General features: G+C 51.6%; 13 protein-coding genes. 1 reads left to right on the top strand and 12 read right to left on the bottom strand.

The features are described 5' to 3' along the window. Nucleotides 1-114: 114 nt before the first annotated feature. The 12 genes from kdsB to OGY08_RS24910 form a co-directional block, all read right to left on the bottom strand. Nucleotides 115-861, bottom strand: a complete 747-nt coding sequence (gene kdsB, locus OGY08_RS24965) for a 3-deoxy-manno-octulosonate cytidylyltransferase (RefSeq protein ID WP_003831932.1) — start codon at nt 859-861, stop codon at nt 115-117. Continuing rightward, nucleotides 858-1040, bottom strand: a complete 183-nt coding sequence (ycaR, locus tag OGY08_RS24960) for a protein YcaR (protein ID WP_003035793.1) — start codon at nt 1038-1040, stop codon at nt 858-860. The genes kdsB and ycaR overlap by 4 nt, the downstream gene beginning before the upstream one ends. A 51-nt stretch (nt 1041-1091) precedes the next feature. Further along, the gene (locus tag OGY08_RS24955) at nt 1092-2324 is read right to left on the bottom strand and encodes a winged helix-turn-helix domain-containing protein (RefSeq protein ID WP_137377326.1); all 1233 of its coding nucleotides are present in this window, start codon (nt 2322-2324) and stop codon (nt 1092-1094) included. A gap of 41 nt (nt 2325-2365) precedes the next feature. Further along, nucleotides 2366-3343, bottom strand: coding sequence for a tetraacyldisaccharide 4'-kinase (gene lpxK / locus OGY08_RS24950; protein WP_125363235.1), 978 nt, complete (start codon nt 3341-3343; stop codon nt 2366-2368). Continuing rightward, nucleotides 3340-5088, bottom strand: coding sequence for a lipid A ABC transporter ATP-binding protein/permease MsbA (gene msbA, locus OGY08_RS24945; protein WP_003831926.1), 1749 nt, complete (start codon nt 5086-5088; stop codon nt 3340-3342). Before msbA ends, lpxK begins: the two co-directional genes overlap by 4 nt. A 36-nt stretch (nt 5089-5124) precedes the next feature. After that, complete coding sequence (locus tag OGY08_RS24940; RefSeq protein WP_125363236.1) at nt 5125-7389, bottom strand: ComEC family protein; 2265 nt, start codon at nt 7387-7389, stop codon at nt 5125-5127. A gap of 206 nt (nt 7390-7595) precedes the next feature. Further along, complete coding sequence (gene ihfB, locus OGY08_RS24935; protein WP_003035780.1) at nt 7596-7880, bottom strand: integration host factor subunit beta; 285 nt, start codon at nt 7878-7880, stop codon at nt 7596-7598. 159 nt (nt 7881-8039) lie between these two features. Further along, nucleotides 8040-9713: a 30S ribosomal protein S1 gene (rpsA, locus tag OGY08_RS24930; protein ID WP_003035776.1), complete on the bottom strand. Its 1674-nt coding sequence runs from the start codon at nt 9711-9713 to the stop codon at nt 8040-8042. Nucleotides 9714-9826: 113 nt separating this feature from the next. Further along, nucleotides 9827-10510, bottom strand: coding sequence for a (d)CMP kinase (cmk, locus tag OGY08_RS24925; protein WP_003831921.1), 684 nt, complete (start codon nt 10508-10510; stop codon nt 9827-9829). Nucleotides 10511-10681: 171 nt separating this feature from the next. After that, nucleotides 10682-11965, bottom strand: coding sequence for a 3-phosphoshikimate 1-carboxyvinyltransferase (aroA, locus tag OGY08_RS24920; protein WP_003831919.1), 1284 nt, complete (start codon nt 11963-11965; stop codon nt 10682-10684). A gap of 69 nt (nt 11966-12034) precedes the next feature. Then, a complete protein-coding gene (gene serC, locus OGY08_RS24915) occupies nt 12035-13123 on the bottom strand; it encodes a 3-phosphoserine/phosphohydroxythreonine transaminase (RefSeq protein WP_032942886.1) in 1089 nt (362 codons plus the stop codon). 212 nt (nt 13124-13335) lie between these two features. Continuing rightward, nucleotides 13336-14028, bottom strand: coding sequence for a DUF421 domain-containing protein (locus tag OGY08_RS24910; RefSeq protein WP_008784261.1), 693 nt, complete (start codon nt 14026-14028; stop codon nt 13336-13338). A 136-nt stretch (nt 14029-14164) separates the two neighbouring features. Between OGY08_RS24910 and ycaO the strand changes: the two genes are divergently transcribed. After that, nucleotides 14165-15925, top strand: a complete 1761-nt coding sequence (ycaO, locus tag OGY08_RS24905) for a 30S ribosomal protein S12 methylthiotransferase accessory factor YcaO (RefSeq protein WP_020996515.1) — start codon at nt 14165-14167, stop codon at nt 15923-15925. The last annotated feature ends 12 nt before the right edge of the window (nt 15926-15937 follow it).

Raw genomic sequence — 15937 nt, 5'->3', positions numbered from 1 at the left:
CAGATGTCACCCGGATGAGATCAATTGATGAAAAGAAAAGTGGAGGGAAAGCGCAACGATAAGACACTCCTCCCAAAAATACGCCTCAATATGGGGGGAGTGCCGTGAGAAAAACTAATGCATTTCGGCGCGAACGCGCTCAAGATCTTCGGCAGTGTCTACGCCGGTACCCGGGACTTCTTTTGCGACGGCAACGTGAATTTTTTCGCCGTACCACAGCACTCGCAGCTGCTCCAGCATTTCGATATGCTCAAGCGGGCTAGGCTGCCAGTTAACATAGCGGCGAATAAAACCGGCGCGATAGCCGTAAATGCCCAGATGGCGCAGGAAGGTGTCCCCCACCGTTTCCAGACTTTTGGCGAAACGATCGCGATCCCATGGGATGGTCGCGCGTGAAAAATAGAGAGCATATCCTTCAGCGTCCAACACGACTTTTACCGCATTCGGATTAAATGCCTCTTCCGCACTGTGAATCGGAGCCGCAAGAGTCGCCATACCGACCTGACGTTGCGCCAGATTCTCAGCCACCTGGCGAATAATGACCGCAGGAATCATCGGCTCATCACCCTGTACGTTCACAATAACGGTATCATCGCTAAAACCACATTTCTCGACGACTTCCGCCAGGCGCTCCGTACCAGACTGGTGATCGGCGCGAGTCATGCACACTTCGCCACCCACCGCTTCTACCGCGCGAGCGACATCCTCGTGATCGGTAGCAACGATGATACGTTCAGCGCCAGATTCACGCGCACGCTCCAGTACATGCACGATCATCGGTTTACCGTTGATATCCAGCAACGGCTTACCAGGCAGACGTGTGGACGCATAGCGCGCAGGAATAATGACCACAAAACTCATGATTTACTCTCATCAGCAGTCAGAACGCGGGCTTCGGTTTCCAGTAACACGGGAATGCCATCACGCAGTGGGAAAGCAAGGTTATCCAGTTTACAAATCAGTTCCTGTTTTTCCTGGTTAAACCAGAGTTTGCCATTGCATACCGGGCAGGCAATGATTTCAAGCAGACGATGATCCATAGTTCCTCCAGATGGACCGGATTGTGAATCCGTAAATATTAACATAATCGCTTAAAGGGCTGGGTCTATTTCCCAACCATGGCGTGCATCAGCAAATAAACCTTCAGGATAACGTCCCAGCGTCACGCGTGCTGCCTGCTGCCAGCGGGCAAAATCGTCAATCGCCTGAAACAATCCTTTTTGCAACGTCACTCCAGGCTTAACCCCATCCTGTAACCACAGCGAAATAACGTCCAGCACACCTGTTTTGCGGTGCATTTTGGCATCCATCCGCCCAACCAACTGTCCACGATGCAGCAGCGGTAAGACGAAATAACCGTACTGACGTTTCGGTGCTGGTGTATAACACTCCAGCCGGTAGCTAAAATCGAATAGCTGCTCTGCCCGTTTACGATCCCAGACCACCGGATCAAAAGGTGATAATACTGCACTGTGAGTCGCCGTTAATTTGCCCGCCAACGCCTGTTCAAGCAGCGGCTGAAGGTGGCTATGCAGCCACAAGGCTCCTAGCCCCTCAACGTCGACAGGAATAATCTGCCGCTGTTCCGCCCGTTCGTTGCACCAGTTTTTTAGCGCCGGGCGCTTCAGGCGGTAGTAGTCTGCCAGCCATTGTTCGCGGAAAATCCCCAGACTGCGGGCGCTGTTATCCAGCATGACACTTTCCGCATCTTCCTGCGAAAGTGGGTCGCGTTCATCGTCCCAGTGCGGCATGACGCGATGGGTTAAATCATACACTCGCTGGAAATTACGCCGTTCCACGACCATCACTTTCCCGGCGGTGAACAACCCTTCAAGATGACGCTTCTGCGGTTTCCATTCCCACCAGCCGCTGGTCCCTTTGCGTGGATGCTCAAAATCAGCTGAGCGTACCGGCCCGTTATGCTGGATGTGCTGGAGCAGTTGCTCAATCTCATGCGCATGTTCTTTCATCCACGCCGCTTTATATTTCCAGCCCATATTCTCCGGGGCCAGCATGCGGTGACGTATCAGCATAAAATCGCTGCGCGGCAAAAAACAGGCCTCGTGCGCCCAGTATTCCATCAGTTCGCCCTGCTGTAACGAGTCGTCCAGCCATTGGGGGGAATAATCGCCTAAACGACTAAACAGCACCAGGTAAGGACTGCGCGCCACAATATTGATGGTGTCGATTTGCAGTAACGACATGCGCGAAATGGTCGCGAGAATATCTGCCGGGGTCGCCCGGCGGCGTGTTTTTTTCAGCAGACCTTGAGCAGCAAGGTGAAGATGACGGGCATCCGTCAGAGAAAGGCGCGGCAACGACATTTATGGCCTCATAAATGATTCGCTGCCGCAGCGTGAATCAGTTAGCGAGTCAGCGAGATTAAGCTATTCAGCAATACATCAGGCCGATCGCCTGACAAATGTGCATCAACAGGTAAATACCACCAGTTTTCATCGGCAAATGCCCGGCACTTAACCGCATCTTTTTCCGTCATGACCAGCGTTTGCCCGGCCCCTACAAACGCACTGACGTCACTGTAGGTCAGAGACTGATGGTCTGCCAGCGCAATGCTTTTTTGCACGCTGGCACCACATGCTTTCAGCGTGGCAAAAAAACGCGGTGGATGACCAATGCCCGCCATGGCGACAATATTGGACAATTGCGCCACATCACGGCGTTCACCTGTACGTAAATTAACGGCCAGCCCCGGTTCAAGTCGCATAGGGATTTCCCCTGGTTGCGCAACGCCACCGTTAACAATAGTCGCATCCACCGATTTAAGGCGACCTGCGCGTTCCCGCATTGGACCAGCGGGAAGCCACCAGCCGTTGCCAAACCGACGTTCGCCGTCAATGACTACGATTTCAACATCTCGCGCCAGACGATAGTGCTGTAGTCCATCGTCCGTCACAATAATCTGCACGTCGTGTTGGGCCAAAATGGCCTTTACCGCATCCGATCTTACCGGGGATACCGCTACCGGCACGCCGGTACGTTGGGCGATCAGCACAGGTTCATCGCCCGCTTCTGCGGTAGTAGTATCAGCGGTTAGCAACAGCGGGTAAGCAGTCGCTTTCCCGCCATAACCACGCGACACCACACCCACGCGAATCCCGCGTTGTCGCAGTTGTTCAACCAACCAAATCACCACCGGCGTTTTACCGTTTCCGCCCGCGGTAAGGTTTCCGACCACCACAACCGGGACTGGCGCGCGCCATGCGCGTTTAAGCCCCAACTTGTAGCATAAGCGGATCGCGCCACTCACCAGGCCATACAGCCAGGAGAGTGGAAGTAACAATCGCCACAGCGGCGATTCACCAGACCAGATACGTGCGATCATTGACCAAATTGCATTTTATGTAATTGCGCATACACCCCGCGCTGCTCAATCAGCTCGCTATGAGTCCCGCGTTCGACAATCAGACCATCCTCCACCACGATGATTTCATCGGCTTGTTCAATGGTTGAAAGACGGTGAGCAATGACCAGAGAAGTACGGTTTTTCTGTAGCTCATCCAGCGCAGACTGAATCGCGCGTTCAGATTCAGTATCAAGAGCCGATGTTGCTTCATCAAGGATCAGTATTGGGCTGTCACGCAACAAGGCACGGGCAATAGCGATACGCTGACGTTGTCCGCCGGAAAGCAGGACGCCGTTTTCACCAATCACCGTATCCAGGCCATTGTCCATCTTGTTGATGAAATCCATAGCGTAGGCCATCTGTGCCGCTTTTTCGATCTGCTCACGGCTGTACATATCGGTACGCGCGTAGGCGATATTGTTGGCAACCGTATCGTTAAACAAGTGCACATTCTGCGAAACCAACGCAACCTGATCGCGCAGTGATGCCAGGGTATATTCGCGCAGATCGTGTCCGTCCATCAGAATCTGCCCTTCATCAACATCGTAGAAGCGCGTAATCAGGCTGGCGAGAGTGGATTTCCCTGAGCCCGAACGGCCAACCAGAGCAACGGTTTTACCCGCTGGAATATTCAGGTTGATGTTACGCAGAGCCGGTACTTCACGTCCCGGATAAGTGAAAGTCACGTTGCGGAACTCGAGATCGCCGGTAGCACGATCGATCACACGTTTACCTTCATCTTTCTCCTGTTCGCTATCCAGAATCGTAAATAAGGTCTGGCATGCCGCCATACCGCGCTGGAACTGCGCGTTGACGTTGGTCAGAGATTTCAACGGACGCATTAATGCGATCATTGAGGAGAAGACAACCGTAATTGTACCTGCTGTCAGGTTTTCCATTACGCTTGGGAAGCTGGCCGCATACAACACGAAGGCCAGTGCCAAAGACGCAATCAGCTGGATGATAGGGTCGGAGATAGAAGAAGCGGAAACCATCTTCATACCCTGCAAACGCATCTTGTTGCTGACATTATCAAAGCGCTTGGTTTCAACTTCCTGACCACCAAAAATCAGAACTTCTTTATGGCCTTTCAGCATCTGCTCCGCACTGGTCGTAACCTGCCCCATGGTGTTTTGCATGTTTTTACTGATGCTACGAAAGCGCTTGGAAACCACACGGATTGCCACTGACACAATTGGCGCCAGTACAATCAGGATCAGCGACAGCTGCCAGCTGTAATAGAACATCATGATAAACAGGCCAATGATTGAGGCCCCTTCACGTACCACGGTGATCAGCGCGCCGGAAGACGATGACGCAACCTGTTCTGAATCATAGGTAATACGTGATAACAATGTCCCTGTAGACTGTTTATCAAAAAAGGAGACGGGCATGCCCATCATATGACCAAACAGGCGGCGGCGCATGGTCATGACCACTTTGCCTGACACCCATGAGATACAGTAGCTGGAGACATAGCTGGTTAAGCCACGAACTATCATCAGCCCAATGACCACCAGCGGCATCCACAGCAGCACCGAGCGATCCGTTTTACCAAAACCATCATCCAGTAATGGTTTAAGGAGCGATAACATGAAGGTATCGCTGGCCGCGTTAAGGACTAACGCTATACCCGCCACGATCAGACCCGATTTAAAAGGCGCTATGGTTGGCCATAGTCGGCGAAACGTCTGCCACGTAGAGAGATCTTTATCGTTATGCATTCAAAAAACCAGCATTTGTTAGAATAGCCGCATATTCTACCCGTTATCCTCCGACACGCCAAACCACTGATGATACCAACGAGGTAAAATCTGATCCCGCATGCTGCGTATGCGCCAGTTTTTTTGATAAAAATCCAGCGTAATCTGTCCCTGATGGGGGGTATCCAGCCATTGATAATTTTGTTGCCGATAACGTTGCTTCACTTTCCAGGACGGCAGACGCCAGGCGTTGTAACGGGATGCAGAGGCGAGTGCGACCTGCCCGTCAACCCGCTGAATGAGTGCCAGTGATGATGAAGTATTGCTGCCATGATGTGGAACCTGCATCACCGTCGACTGAAGGTGCTGCCAATAGTGACTTAGCATTTTTTGTTCAGCAGGAGATTCGATATCGCCGGTCAGCAGAATACTCTGATATCCGTCATCGACCTTAACCACACAGGAGTGGTTATTCCCCTGGTCTGTATTTCCACGCACAGGCCAGTGCGCACTGAAGGTTAACCCTTGCCATTGCCAATGATCTCCGCGAAAACACGGGAGATGACCTTTCCAGCTCAGCGGACTTCTTACCCATAGCGACGGCCAGGCTTGTTGTAAGGAGTGCAACCCGCCGCGGTGATCCATGTGCTCATGGCTTAAAATAATTCCTTCTGGCTCCAGATTATGCCAACGCAACCAGGGAATAATCAGATGTTCTGCGCTATCGCCTTCAGGCCATGCCAGACCGGTATCGTAAAGCAACGCTTTCCCATTTCGCGCGATCACCATCGCCAGCCCCTGCCCGACATCCAGCATATGCACTTGCCACACATCAGTACGCGGTGCACGCCAAAGCGGCCCACTCAGCAAAAGGAGCACAGAGAAACAGACCACCGGTAGCGTACGCAAGATATTTAGTCGCCATGCGATAATCATCATTCCGGGTAAAAATGCGAGCCATTGCCAGCGTGCATCAATATTGATCCACCCTTCAGGCAGACTTCTGAGCCCCCAAAATAGCAGCGCCAGAGAACGATCCGCCAGATACCACAGGCTTGATTCAACCATCACCGTCCCGGCTAAATGCATGATCATGCCTGCTAATATCAAGGGTACGGAAACAAACGTGACCAAAGGGACGGCAAACAAATTAGCCAGAAACGAGGTCAGACTAAAACCGTGAAACATTGCGATTTGCACGGGAAGAAGCAGAAGCGTAATACCCAATTGCAGATGAGCCAGCGCCAGAAATTGACGTCCAGCACGCGACAGCGGCCAGTCCGGGAGCGGTACCCATTGGTACCAGAACAGCAGTGCCGCAACGGCAGATGCAGACAACCATAGGCTTTGCGAAAGAACAGCAACAGGATCCACCACCACGATGGCTGCCAGACAGCAGATCCAGACCGACCATCCACTCCACTGTCTGCCGCTAAGTCTCAGCGCCCCCCAGACTAGCAGCGCAACAACCGTTCGTAATGCCGGGGGTTGCAGCCCCGTCAGCCAGGCATAAAATGTGGCGCAGACAATCCCACCCACTAATGGCATCTGCCAGCAAATCCACCTTGTTGGCATAAAAAATTGTCCAGCACGTATCAATCCTGCGGTCAGTAATGCAGCAAACGCAATATGCAGCCCGGAGATAGCCATCAAATGAGCCGTGCCGGTATCACGCATAATCGTTTTCACCTCTGGTGACACAGACAAGCGCTCCCCCATTCCCAGACCCAGTATGACCTGCTGCCAGGGATAGTCGGTGAGTGCCGTTTTCAGCGAGGAGAGATACCGCGAACGCAAACTGCATTGTGGTGTGATTACCGAAGCCTGCAAGAATCGTCCCGTCAGCGGTTGATGCTGTGCCAATGCGTAACGCTGGCTATCAAATCCGCCTTCGTTTAATTGACCATGTACAGCGCGGACTTTCAACGTCATCGCCCATGTCTGACCCGCACAAACATCACCGGGTAAATACTGCCCGTACAAGACGATTCCTTGCGCAGGAAAGATTCGTTTCCCCTGAAGGTGAGTGATCTGGCCGTAGTGCGTTGTCATATTGTCAGTTCCGGTTATCCGCACAATGGCTTGCTGGGTTTTCGCAGGCAGCGTATTACCGGCCCACAGAGCCTCTTTCGCGGCCAGGATTCCCCAAAGAAAAAACAGCAGGGTTAGTCCGGCGGAACGCATATATTTGTAGGGGAGAAAACAGAGCAGACATGCCAGACAAAATACAATGCCGATACACAACATGCCTGGCAGCATAGGTAATAGCATGAGTGGGAGAATGCCGAGTAATGCGCAGATACTCACCGTTGTTATTTTCATCAATCACCTCCCTGTTACAGGGAGTGTGCAGTACTCTTCGACGGTTGTCTGGCATCAATTTATCGTTATACGACCTGAGTTCCGCAGACATTTAGTGATGGTTGTAACGTACAAATTAACTGGGATGAGGATTCCAGGATAGGTGGACAGAAATGAAAAAAGCACCCATTTGGGTGCTTTTCTCGGCGTTAAGTCTCGCTAAAAACTTAACCGTAAATATTGGCGCGATCGCGCAGTTCTTTACCTGGTTTAAAGTGCGGAACGTATTTCCCTTCCAGATCCACTTTATCGCCGGTCTTCGGATTACGTCCGGTGCGTGGTGCGCGGTAATGCAAAGAGAAGCTGCCGAAACCGCGGATTTCAATACGCTCGCCCTGCGCAAGAGTCGAGGCCATATGTTCCAGCATCTCTTTAACTGCATCTTCAACCGCTTTCGCGGGAATATGAGGTTGCTGGGTTGCAAGTCTTTCAATCAATTCTGACTTGGTCATGATTCCTCCGGTTCCTTAAAGGCATAATTAGCTGCTGCATTGATTAAGGGCGGCCGTAGCCGCCCTTTGTCATTGATTACAGGACGAATCCTGTAATCTGTCAAGCTACTCGTCACCCTTTGTGCCGTTAACAGCACAAAGGATTTAGAGCACTCGATATTACTCGCCTTTAGCTGCTTTGAAAGCTTCAGCCATTGCGTTGTTAGAGAAGTTAGCATCTTCCTGTTTGTTAACAGTTGCGATTGCATCTTTCTCATCAGCTTCGTCTTTAGCACGAACAGACAGGCTGATTGCACGGTTCTTACGATCAACGCCGGTGAATTTAGCTTCAACGTCGTCGCCTACGCTCAGAACCAGAGTTGCATCTTCAACGCGGTCACGTGAAGCTTCAGAAGCGCGCAGGTAACCTTCAACGCCGTCAGCCAGTTCTACGGTTGCGCCTTTAGCGTCAACTGCAGTGACTTTACCGTTTACGATTGCGCCTTTCTTGTTCAGTGCAACCCAGTTGTTGAACGGATCTTCTGCGAGCTGTTTAACGCCCAGAGAGATACGCTCACGCTCTGCGTCAACCTGCAGAACAACTGCTGCGATTTCGTCGCCTTTTTTGTATTCACGAACTGCTTCTTCGCCTGCAACGTTCCAGGAGATGTCAGACAGGTGAACCAGGCCGTCGATGCCGCCGTCCAAGCCGATGAAGATACCGAAGTCAGTGATAGACTTGATTTTACCTTCAACACGGTCACCCTTGTTGTGGGTTTCCGCGAACTGCTGCCATGGGTTGTTTTTGCACTGCTTCAGACCCAGGGAGATACGACGACGTTCTTCGTCGATATCCAGAACCATAACTTCCACTACATCGCCAACGTTAACAACTTTGGACGGGTGGATGTTTTTGTTGGTCCAATCCATTTCGGAAACGTGAACCAGGCCTTCAACGCCTTCTTCGATTTCAACGAAGCAGCCGTAGTCGGTCAGGTTGGTCACGCGACCAGTCAGTTTGGTACCTTCCGGATAACGCTTAGCGATAGCTACCCATGGATCTTCGCCCAGCTGTTTCAGGCCCAGAGATACACGAGTACGCTCGCGGTCGAACTTCAGCACTTTAACAGTGATTTCGTCGCCAACGTTTACGATTTCGCTCGGATGCTTAACGCGTTTCCATGCCATGTCGGTGATGTGCAGCAGGCCGTCAACGCCACCCAGATCAACGAATGCACCGTAGTCAGTGAGGTTCTTAACGATACCTTTAACTTCCATGCCTTCCTGCAGGTTTTCCAGCAGCTGATCGCGTTCTGCGCTGTTTTCGGATTCGATAACGGCACGACGGGAAACAACAACGTTGTTACGCTTCTGATCCAGCTTGATTACTTTGAATTCAAGCTCTTTGCCTTCCAGGTGCAGCGTGTCGCGGACCGGACGAACGTCTACCAGGGAACCCGGCAGGAACGCGCGAATACCATTCAGCTCAACAGTGAAGCCACCCTTGACTTTGCCATTGATAACACCAGTAACGGTTGCAGCTTCTTCGTAAGCTTTTTCCAGCGTGATCCAAGCTTCGTGACGTTTAGCTTTTTCACGGGACAGCAGGGTTTCACCGAAGCCGTCTTCTACTGCATCCAGAGCAACGTCAACTTCGTCACCAACCTGGATTTCCAGCTCGCCCTGGGCGTTTTTGAACTGCTCTGCCGGAATGGCGGACTCAGATTTCAGACCAGCGTCAACCAGTACTACGTCTTTGTCGATAGCAACAACAACACCACGAACGATGGAACCCGGACGGGTTTCGATTTCTTTTAAGGATTCTTCAAACAGTTGAGCAAAAGATTCAGTCATGTTTAATCTTCAGGTTTCATATTTAACGTCCACCTGGCTCCATGCCGGATGGGGTTGTTTAACATACCCGCTGTCAATCCATTGCAACGGGGGTACTGCAAATTCGGTCGCACTTAAGCGAGAGCCAGTTTTTGGCGCGCGTATTGTAACGCTTTTTCAATCACTTGCTCAATGCTTAATCGGGTTGAATCCAAAACTAAAGCATCAGCAGCGGGAACCAGCGGCGCTACAGCACGATTACGATCGCGATAATCGCGTTCTTCGATCTCGGCCAAAAGGCGTTCAAAGTTAACACTAAAGCCCTTCTCCTGCAACTGTAGCATACGTCTATGCGCACGTTCTTGCGAGGAGGCGTCCAGAAAAATTTTCACCGGCGCATCCGGGAACACCACGGTGCCCATATCACGTCCATCAGCAATCAGACCTGGGGATTCGCGAAATGCGCGTTGACGACGTAATAACGCTTCACGCACGCGGGGAAACGCCGCAACCTGAGAGGCGGCATTCGCTACTTCCTGAGTACGTATTTCACCGCTGACATCTTCACCTTCAAGAATGACTTCCAGGTTGCCGTCTGTTGAGATAAAACGCACATCAAGGTGTGAGGCAAGCGGTACCAGAGCATCTTCAGATGTGACATCAACATGGTGATGTAACGCTGCGAGCGCCAGTACGCGGTAGATCGCGCCTGAATCTAACAGATGCCACTGCAATGCTTCCGCCATTGCCTTGCACAAGGTGCCTTTACCTGCACCACTTGGGCCATCAATGGTAATAACCGGGGCAATTGCCGTCATCTTTTTCTCCTTAAACGGGCGTACATTAACGTGAACGCCGCGCATTATACGCGCCAACGCCAACGATCGTTATCTTTGTGTGAAAAATGCAGAATCATTGAAGCTGAGTGTAGAATAAATAGGCAATCGGAGATGTCAGAATGTGCCGCACCCGAAAGTGCGGCAATAAAATCAGGCAGATGTACTAATACGAGCCAACTGTTCGAAATAATCCGGGAAGGTTTTGGCGGTACATTTTGGGTCAAGAATGGTCACCGGCGTGTCAGACAGCGCCACCAGCGAGAAACACATCGCCATGCGGTGATCGTTGTAGGTCGCGATGTCCGCAAATTGCAATGTTGCAGGCGGGGTGATGCGGATAAAGTCATGCCCCTCTTCCACTTCCGCGCCCACTTTGCGTAACTCCGTCGCCATCGCGAACAGACGATCGGTCTCTTTGACGCGCCAGTTGTAGATATTACGTAATGTCGTGGTGCCTTTAGCGAACAGCGCCGCCGTTGCAATGGTCATCGCCGCATCAGGAATATGGTTCATATCCATATCCACTGCGTTCAACTCGCCGTGAGTACAGGCAATAAAATCGTCGCCCCATGTAATGGTTGCACCCATTTTCTCCAGTACATCGGCAAAACGAATATCACCCTGCATGCTGTTGCGGCCAATCCCGGTAACTTTTACCGTACCGCCTTTAATAGCACCCGCCGCAAGGAAATAGGAAGCGGAAGAAGCATCACCTTCAACCAGGTATGCACCCGGTGACTGATACTGCTGCTGCCCCTTCACGACAAAGCGCTGGTAGTTTTGATTTTCAATTTCAACACCAAACGTTTTCATCAGGTTCAGTGTGATATCAATGTAAGGTTTGGATACCAGATCACCTTTAATTGCTATCGTCGTATCCTGTGGCGCCAGCGGCGCAGTCATCAGCAACGCAGTGAGGAACTGGCTGGAAACGCTACCATCTACCTCAACCTGGCCTCCGGTAAAGCCACCGCGCAGACGTAAAGGTGGATAGTTTTCCTGCTCCAGATAGTCAATTTTGGCTCCGCCCTGGCGCAGCGCATCAACCAAATGGCCAATCGGGCGCTCTTTCATGCGCGGTTCGCCCGTCAGCACGATGTCATTGCTGCCCAGACATAGCGCTGCGGCCAGTGGGCGCATTGCGGTTCCGGCGTTGCCAAGGAACAGCTCAACTGCACCTTCTGCGTGCAACACACCGCCATTGCCAACTATCTCGCAGCGGGTACGATCGGCAGAAAGGGTATAGCTAATCCCTAACGCATTCAGAGCATTGAGCATATGGCGAACATCATCGCTGTCCAGCAGATTGGTCAGGACAGTGGTGCCATTGGCTAATGCAGCCAGCAGCAAAGCGCGGTTAGAAACACTTTTGGATCCAGGCAGATTGATGGTGCCATCCACCCGCGCAATGGGTTGTAACGTCAGGGATTCCATGAAACTCGACTCTCAAAAACAGACATAAAAACCCCACAGACGGGCTGTGGGGATGAAAAGTACAGCAGATTAGCCGCGGCGGCGTTCGAAATCGACCATGAAATCGGTCAGTGCTTTAACACCTTCAAGCGGCATGGCATTGTAGATGGACGCACGCATACCGCCGACCACACGATGCCCTTTCAGCGCGTGCAGGCCCGCAGCAAAAGACTCTTCAAGGAACAGTTTATCCAATGCGCTGTCAGCCAACTGGAACGGTACGTTCATGCGTGAACGGTTGGATTTCGCCACATCGTTACGGTAGAAATCGCTGTTATCGATTACGCCGTAGAGCAATTCCGCTTTTTGCTGGTTAATTTTATCCATCGCATTAACACCGCCCTGCTTTTTCAGCCATTTAAAGACCAGGCCAGACAGATACCAGGCAAAGGTTGGCGGCGTATTGAACATGGAATCGTTGTCATTCAGCACGGTATAGTCGAGGATTGACGGGCATGAGACATGAGCTTTACCCAGCAAATCTTCACGGACGATGACAATCGTCAGACCGGCCGGGCCGATATTTTTCTGTGCCCCGGCATAAATTACGCCATAACGACTAACGTCAAGCGGTGCGGAAAGAATGGTAGAGGACAGATCCGCCGTGACCACAACGTTGCTGGCAAAATTCGGCGTTTCATCGATCGCGATGCCATCGATGGTTTCGTTCGGGCAATAGTGCAGGTATGCCGCGTTATCAGAAAGTTGCCATTCACTCATCGGCTTAACAGCACGCAGGCCGTCCACGGTGACTTTGGCATCAATAACGTTTGGCGTGCAGTATTTTTTCGCTTCTTTAATTGCGCTGGCGGCCCAATAACCGGCATCGACGTAATCCGCGGTGGTTTTATCGCCCAGAATATTTAACGGGATACCCGCGAACTGCCCGCGACCACCGCCATGGCAGAACAACACTTTATAGTTGGAGGGGATGCTGAGAAGATCGCGAAAATCCTGCTCCGCTTCCTCTGCGACCTGGATGAATTCTTTGCCACGGTGGCTAATTTCCATCACTGACGTGCCAAGACCGTTCCAGTCACAAAGATCCTGTTGAGCCAGTTTAAGTACTTCTGCCGGTAACATTGCCGGACCTGAACTAAAATTGAAGACCTGAGCCATTTCCCCTCACCACGTTGTGTTGTTGTCCAATCAACATCCTGTCATTGACGATAATCCGGTGACAGACATTGGTATAAGTTATTCCTGTGGATATCGGTTTTATCATTCAGTGACACGCGCCGCAATGGGTAAAACTGGCAAGGGTAAAAATGTGTCATCGGTCACACAACAGAATCTATCGGATTGACGGGTAAAAACCGAGATTTTTGCTGTCAGGTAACCCGTTTTGCCCGACTGGCCTTCGACCATTCTGGATTTGCACAGCGCGGACATAATTGATGATCTCCGGCCTTCATTTGCACCACTTCGCTACAACGTATGCAGGCATAGTCCCCTGCTTCAGGTATTACTTTAAATCGTTGCGTACAACGTTTAGGCAAAATACTGAGCCCCGGCTTTACGTCTTCATCGGCAAAGAAGTAGACGCTGATTTGCCCATTCGTCTCCAGAATAGCCAGTTTCACTTGTCCCAATTGCTCCACGCCGTTCAAACGCAGTTCCATAAAGAATTCAAATTCCGTCATATTGGCGCTATTGAGCTTTGACCATGCCAGCTCGCCGTCTTCAATGATCACGACGGGTTTGCCCTCCAGAAGGTCCTCCATTTTTTCACTATGCGCCATTAGCCACATTACCAGCCGATACAGCACAGCAAGAGTAATAAAGACCACCAGCACCGGCAGCATCGGAACATCGTCATAAAACGCCACGTCTCCCGCGGCGGAACCCAGCGTAAGGATGATAAGGACTTCAAAAAGCGACATCTGGCGTACGCCACGACGTCCGGTGATTTTTAAAAACAGAAAAACCAATATAAAGGTGTAAAGGCTGCGTAGCGCAACTTCCCCCAGAAAATCCATGGGCACCTTATCAAGCGCCATACGGTGTAAATCGAAAGCTTTCATTAATATGCTCTAAACGTGATTGGCTGTAAGAAAGCATAGCCAATGCTTTTATTTACGCATGGGCTCCGGCGACGATAGCGCCGTTCATTGAAAACCCGTATCATTGCGCGCTTTCCGTACGACAAAAGTGATTTTCATGACGCAAACATTTATCCCCGGCAAAGATGCCGCTCTGGAAGACTCCATCGCTCGCTTCCAGCAAAAATTGCTCGACCTCGGTTTTCAAATTGAAGAAGCTTCGTGGTTGAATCCCGTCCCTAACGTCTGGTCTGTACATATTCGCGACAAAGAATGCGCGCTGTGCTTCACCAACGGTAAAGGAGCGACAAAAAAAGCGGCGCTGGCTTCTGCGCTGGGCGAATACTTTGAGCGTCTGTCGACTAACTACTTCTTTGCCGATTTCTGGCTGGGCGAAACTATCGCCAATGGCCCCTTCGTACATTACCCGAACGAAAAATGGTTCCCGCTGACTGAAGAAGACGATGTTCCAGAAGGTTTACTGGATGCGCGTCTGCGTGCATTTTACGATCCAGATAACGAACTGACCGGCAGCATGCTTATCGATCTACAGTCTGGTAATGAAGAGCGTGGCGTCTGTGGCCTGCCGTTTACCCGCCAGTCTGATAACCAGACCGTCTACATTCCGATGAATATTATCGGCAACCTGTATGTTTCTAACGGCATGTCTGCGGGTAACACACCTAACGAAGCTCGCGTTCAGGGCCTGTCTGAAGTCTTTGAGCGCCATGTGAAGAACCGTATTATCGCCGAAAGCATCAGCCTGCCGGAAATCCCGGCCGAGGTGATGGCGCGCTATCCGGCAGTGGTGGAGTCCATCGCCACACTGGAAGCGGAAGGTTTCCCAATTTTTGCCTACGATGGCTCGCTGGGCGGCAAGTATCCGGTGATTTGCGTTGTCCTGTTCAACCCAGCCAACGGTACCTGCTTTGCCTCCTTCGGCGCACACCCGGATTTCGGCGTTGCGCTGGAGCGTACCGTGACTGAACTGCTGCAGGGCCGTGGTCTGAAGGATCTTGATGTCTTCACCCCACCGACCTTCGACGATGAGGAAGTGGCAGAACATACCAACCTTGAAACTCACTTCATCGATTCCAGCGGTCTGATCTCCTGGGATCTGTTCAAGCAGGATGCCGACTATCCGTTCGTTGACTGGAATTTCTCCGGCACCACGGAAGAAGAGTTCGCCACCCTGATGGCCATCTTCAATGCTGAAGATAAAGAAGTGTATATCGCTGACTATGAGCACCTGGGCGTTTACGCGTGCCGCATTATTGTTCCGGGAATGTCTGACATCTATCCGGCAGAAGATCTGTGGTTAGCCAACAACGCTATGGGCACCCATCTGCGTGACACCATTCTCTCTCTGCCAGGCAGTGAGTGGGATAAAGAAGACTACCTCAATCTGATTGAACAGTTGGATGAAGAAGGTTTTGACGACTTCACCCGCGTGCGCGAGCTGCTCGGTCTGGCGACCGGTGCGGATAACGGTTGGTACACCCTGCGTATTGGCGAGCTTAAAGTGATGCTGGCGCTGGCCGGTGGCGATCTGGAGCAGGCCCTGGTGTGGACCGAATGGACGATGGAATTTAACGCCTCCGTCTTTAGCGCGGAACGTGCAAACTACTATCGCTGCCTGCAAACATTGTTGCTACTGTCTCAGGAAGAAGACCGTCAGCCGCTGCAGTATCTGAACGCATTCGTCCGCATGTACGGCGCTGAGGCGGTTGAAGCGGCAAGTGCGGCACTGAGTGGTGAAGCGCCGTTTTATGGACTTCAGCCAGTAGACAGCGATCTGCACGCATTCCCGGCACATCAGTCTCTGCTGAAAGCCTATGAGAAATTGCAACGCGCGAAAGCGGCACACTGGTCAAAATAGTGACAAACAACT

The organism is Citrobacter sp. Cpo069 (assembly GCF_030332785.1).
Taxonomy (GTDB): Bacteria; Pseudomonadota; Gammaproteobacteria; order Enterobacterales; family Enterobacteriaceae; genus Citrobacter; species Citrobacter portucalensis.
This window is presented reverse-complemented; position numbering and strand designations above follow the sequence as displayed.

Coding starts and splice junctions, on each gene's coding strand:
- ycaO (WP_020996515.1), top strand. CDS start 14,165: ATGACGCAAACATTTATCCCCGGCAAAGATGCCGCTCTGGAAGACTCC.
- msbA (WP_003831926.1), bottom strand. CDS start 5,088: ATGCATAACGATAAAGATCTCTCTACGTGGCAGACGTTTCGCCGACTA.
- rpsA (WP_003035776.1), bottom strand. CDS start 9,713: ATGACTGAATCTTTTGCTCAACTGTTTGAAGAATCCTTAAAAGAAATC.
- serC (WP_032942886.1), bottom strand. CDS start 13,123: ATGGCTCAGGTCTTCAATTTTAGTTCAGGTCCGGCAATGTTACCGGCA.
- OGY08_RS24910 (WP_008784261.1), bottom strand. CDS start 14,028: ATGAAAGCTTTCGATTTACACCGTATGGCGCTTGATAAGGTGCCCATG.
- aroA (WP_003831919.1), bottom strand. CDS start 11,965: ATGGAATCCCTGACGTTACAACCCATTGCGCGGGTGGATGGCACCATC.
- ycaR (WP_003035793.1), bottom strand. CDS start 1,040: ATGGATCATCGTCTGCTTGAAATCATTGCCTGCCCGGTATGCAATGGC.
- lpxK (WP_125363235.1), bottom strand. CDS start 3,343: ATGATCGCACGTATCTGGTCTGGTGAATCGCCGCTGTGGCGATTGTTA.
- kdsB (WP_003831932.1), bottom strand. CDS start 861: ATGAGTTTTGTGGTCATTATTCCTGCGCGCTATGCGTCCACACGTCTG.
- OGY08_RS24940 (WP_125363236.1), bottom strand. CDS start 7,389: ATGAAAATAACAACGGTGAGTATCTGCGCATTACTCGGCATTCTCCCA.
- ihfB (WP_003035780.1), bottom strand. CDS start 7,880: ATGACCAAGTCAGAATTGATTGAAAGACTTGCAACCCAGCAACCTCAT.
- cmk (WP_003831921.1), bottom strand. CDS start 10,510: ATGACGGCAATTGCCCCGGTTATTACCATTGATGGCCCAAGTGGTGCA.
- OGY08_RS24955 (WP_137377326.1), bottom strand. CDS start 2,324: ATGTCGTTGCCGCGCCTTTCTCTGACGGATGCCCGTCATCTTCACCTT.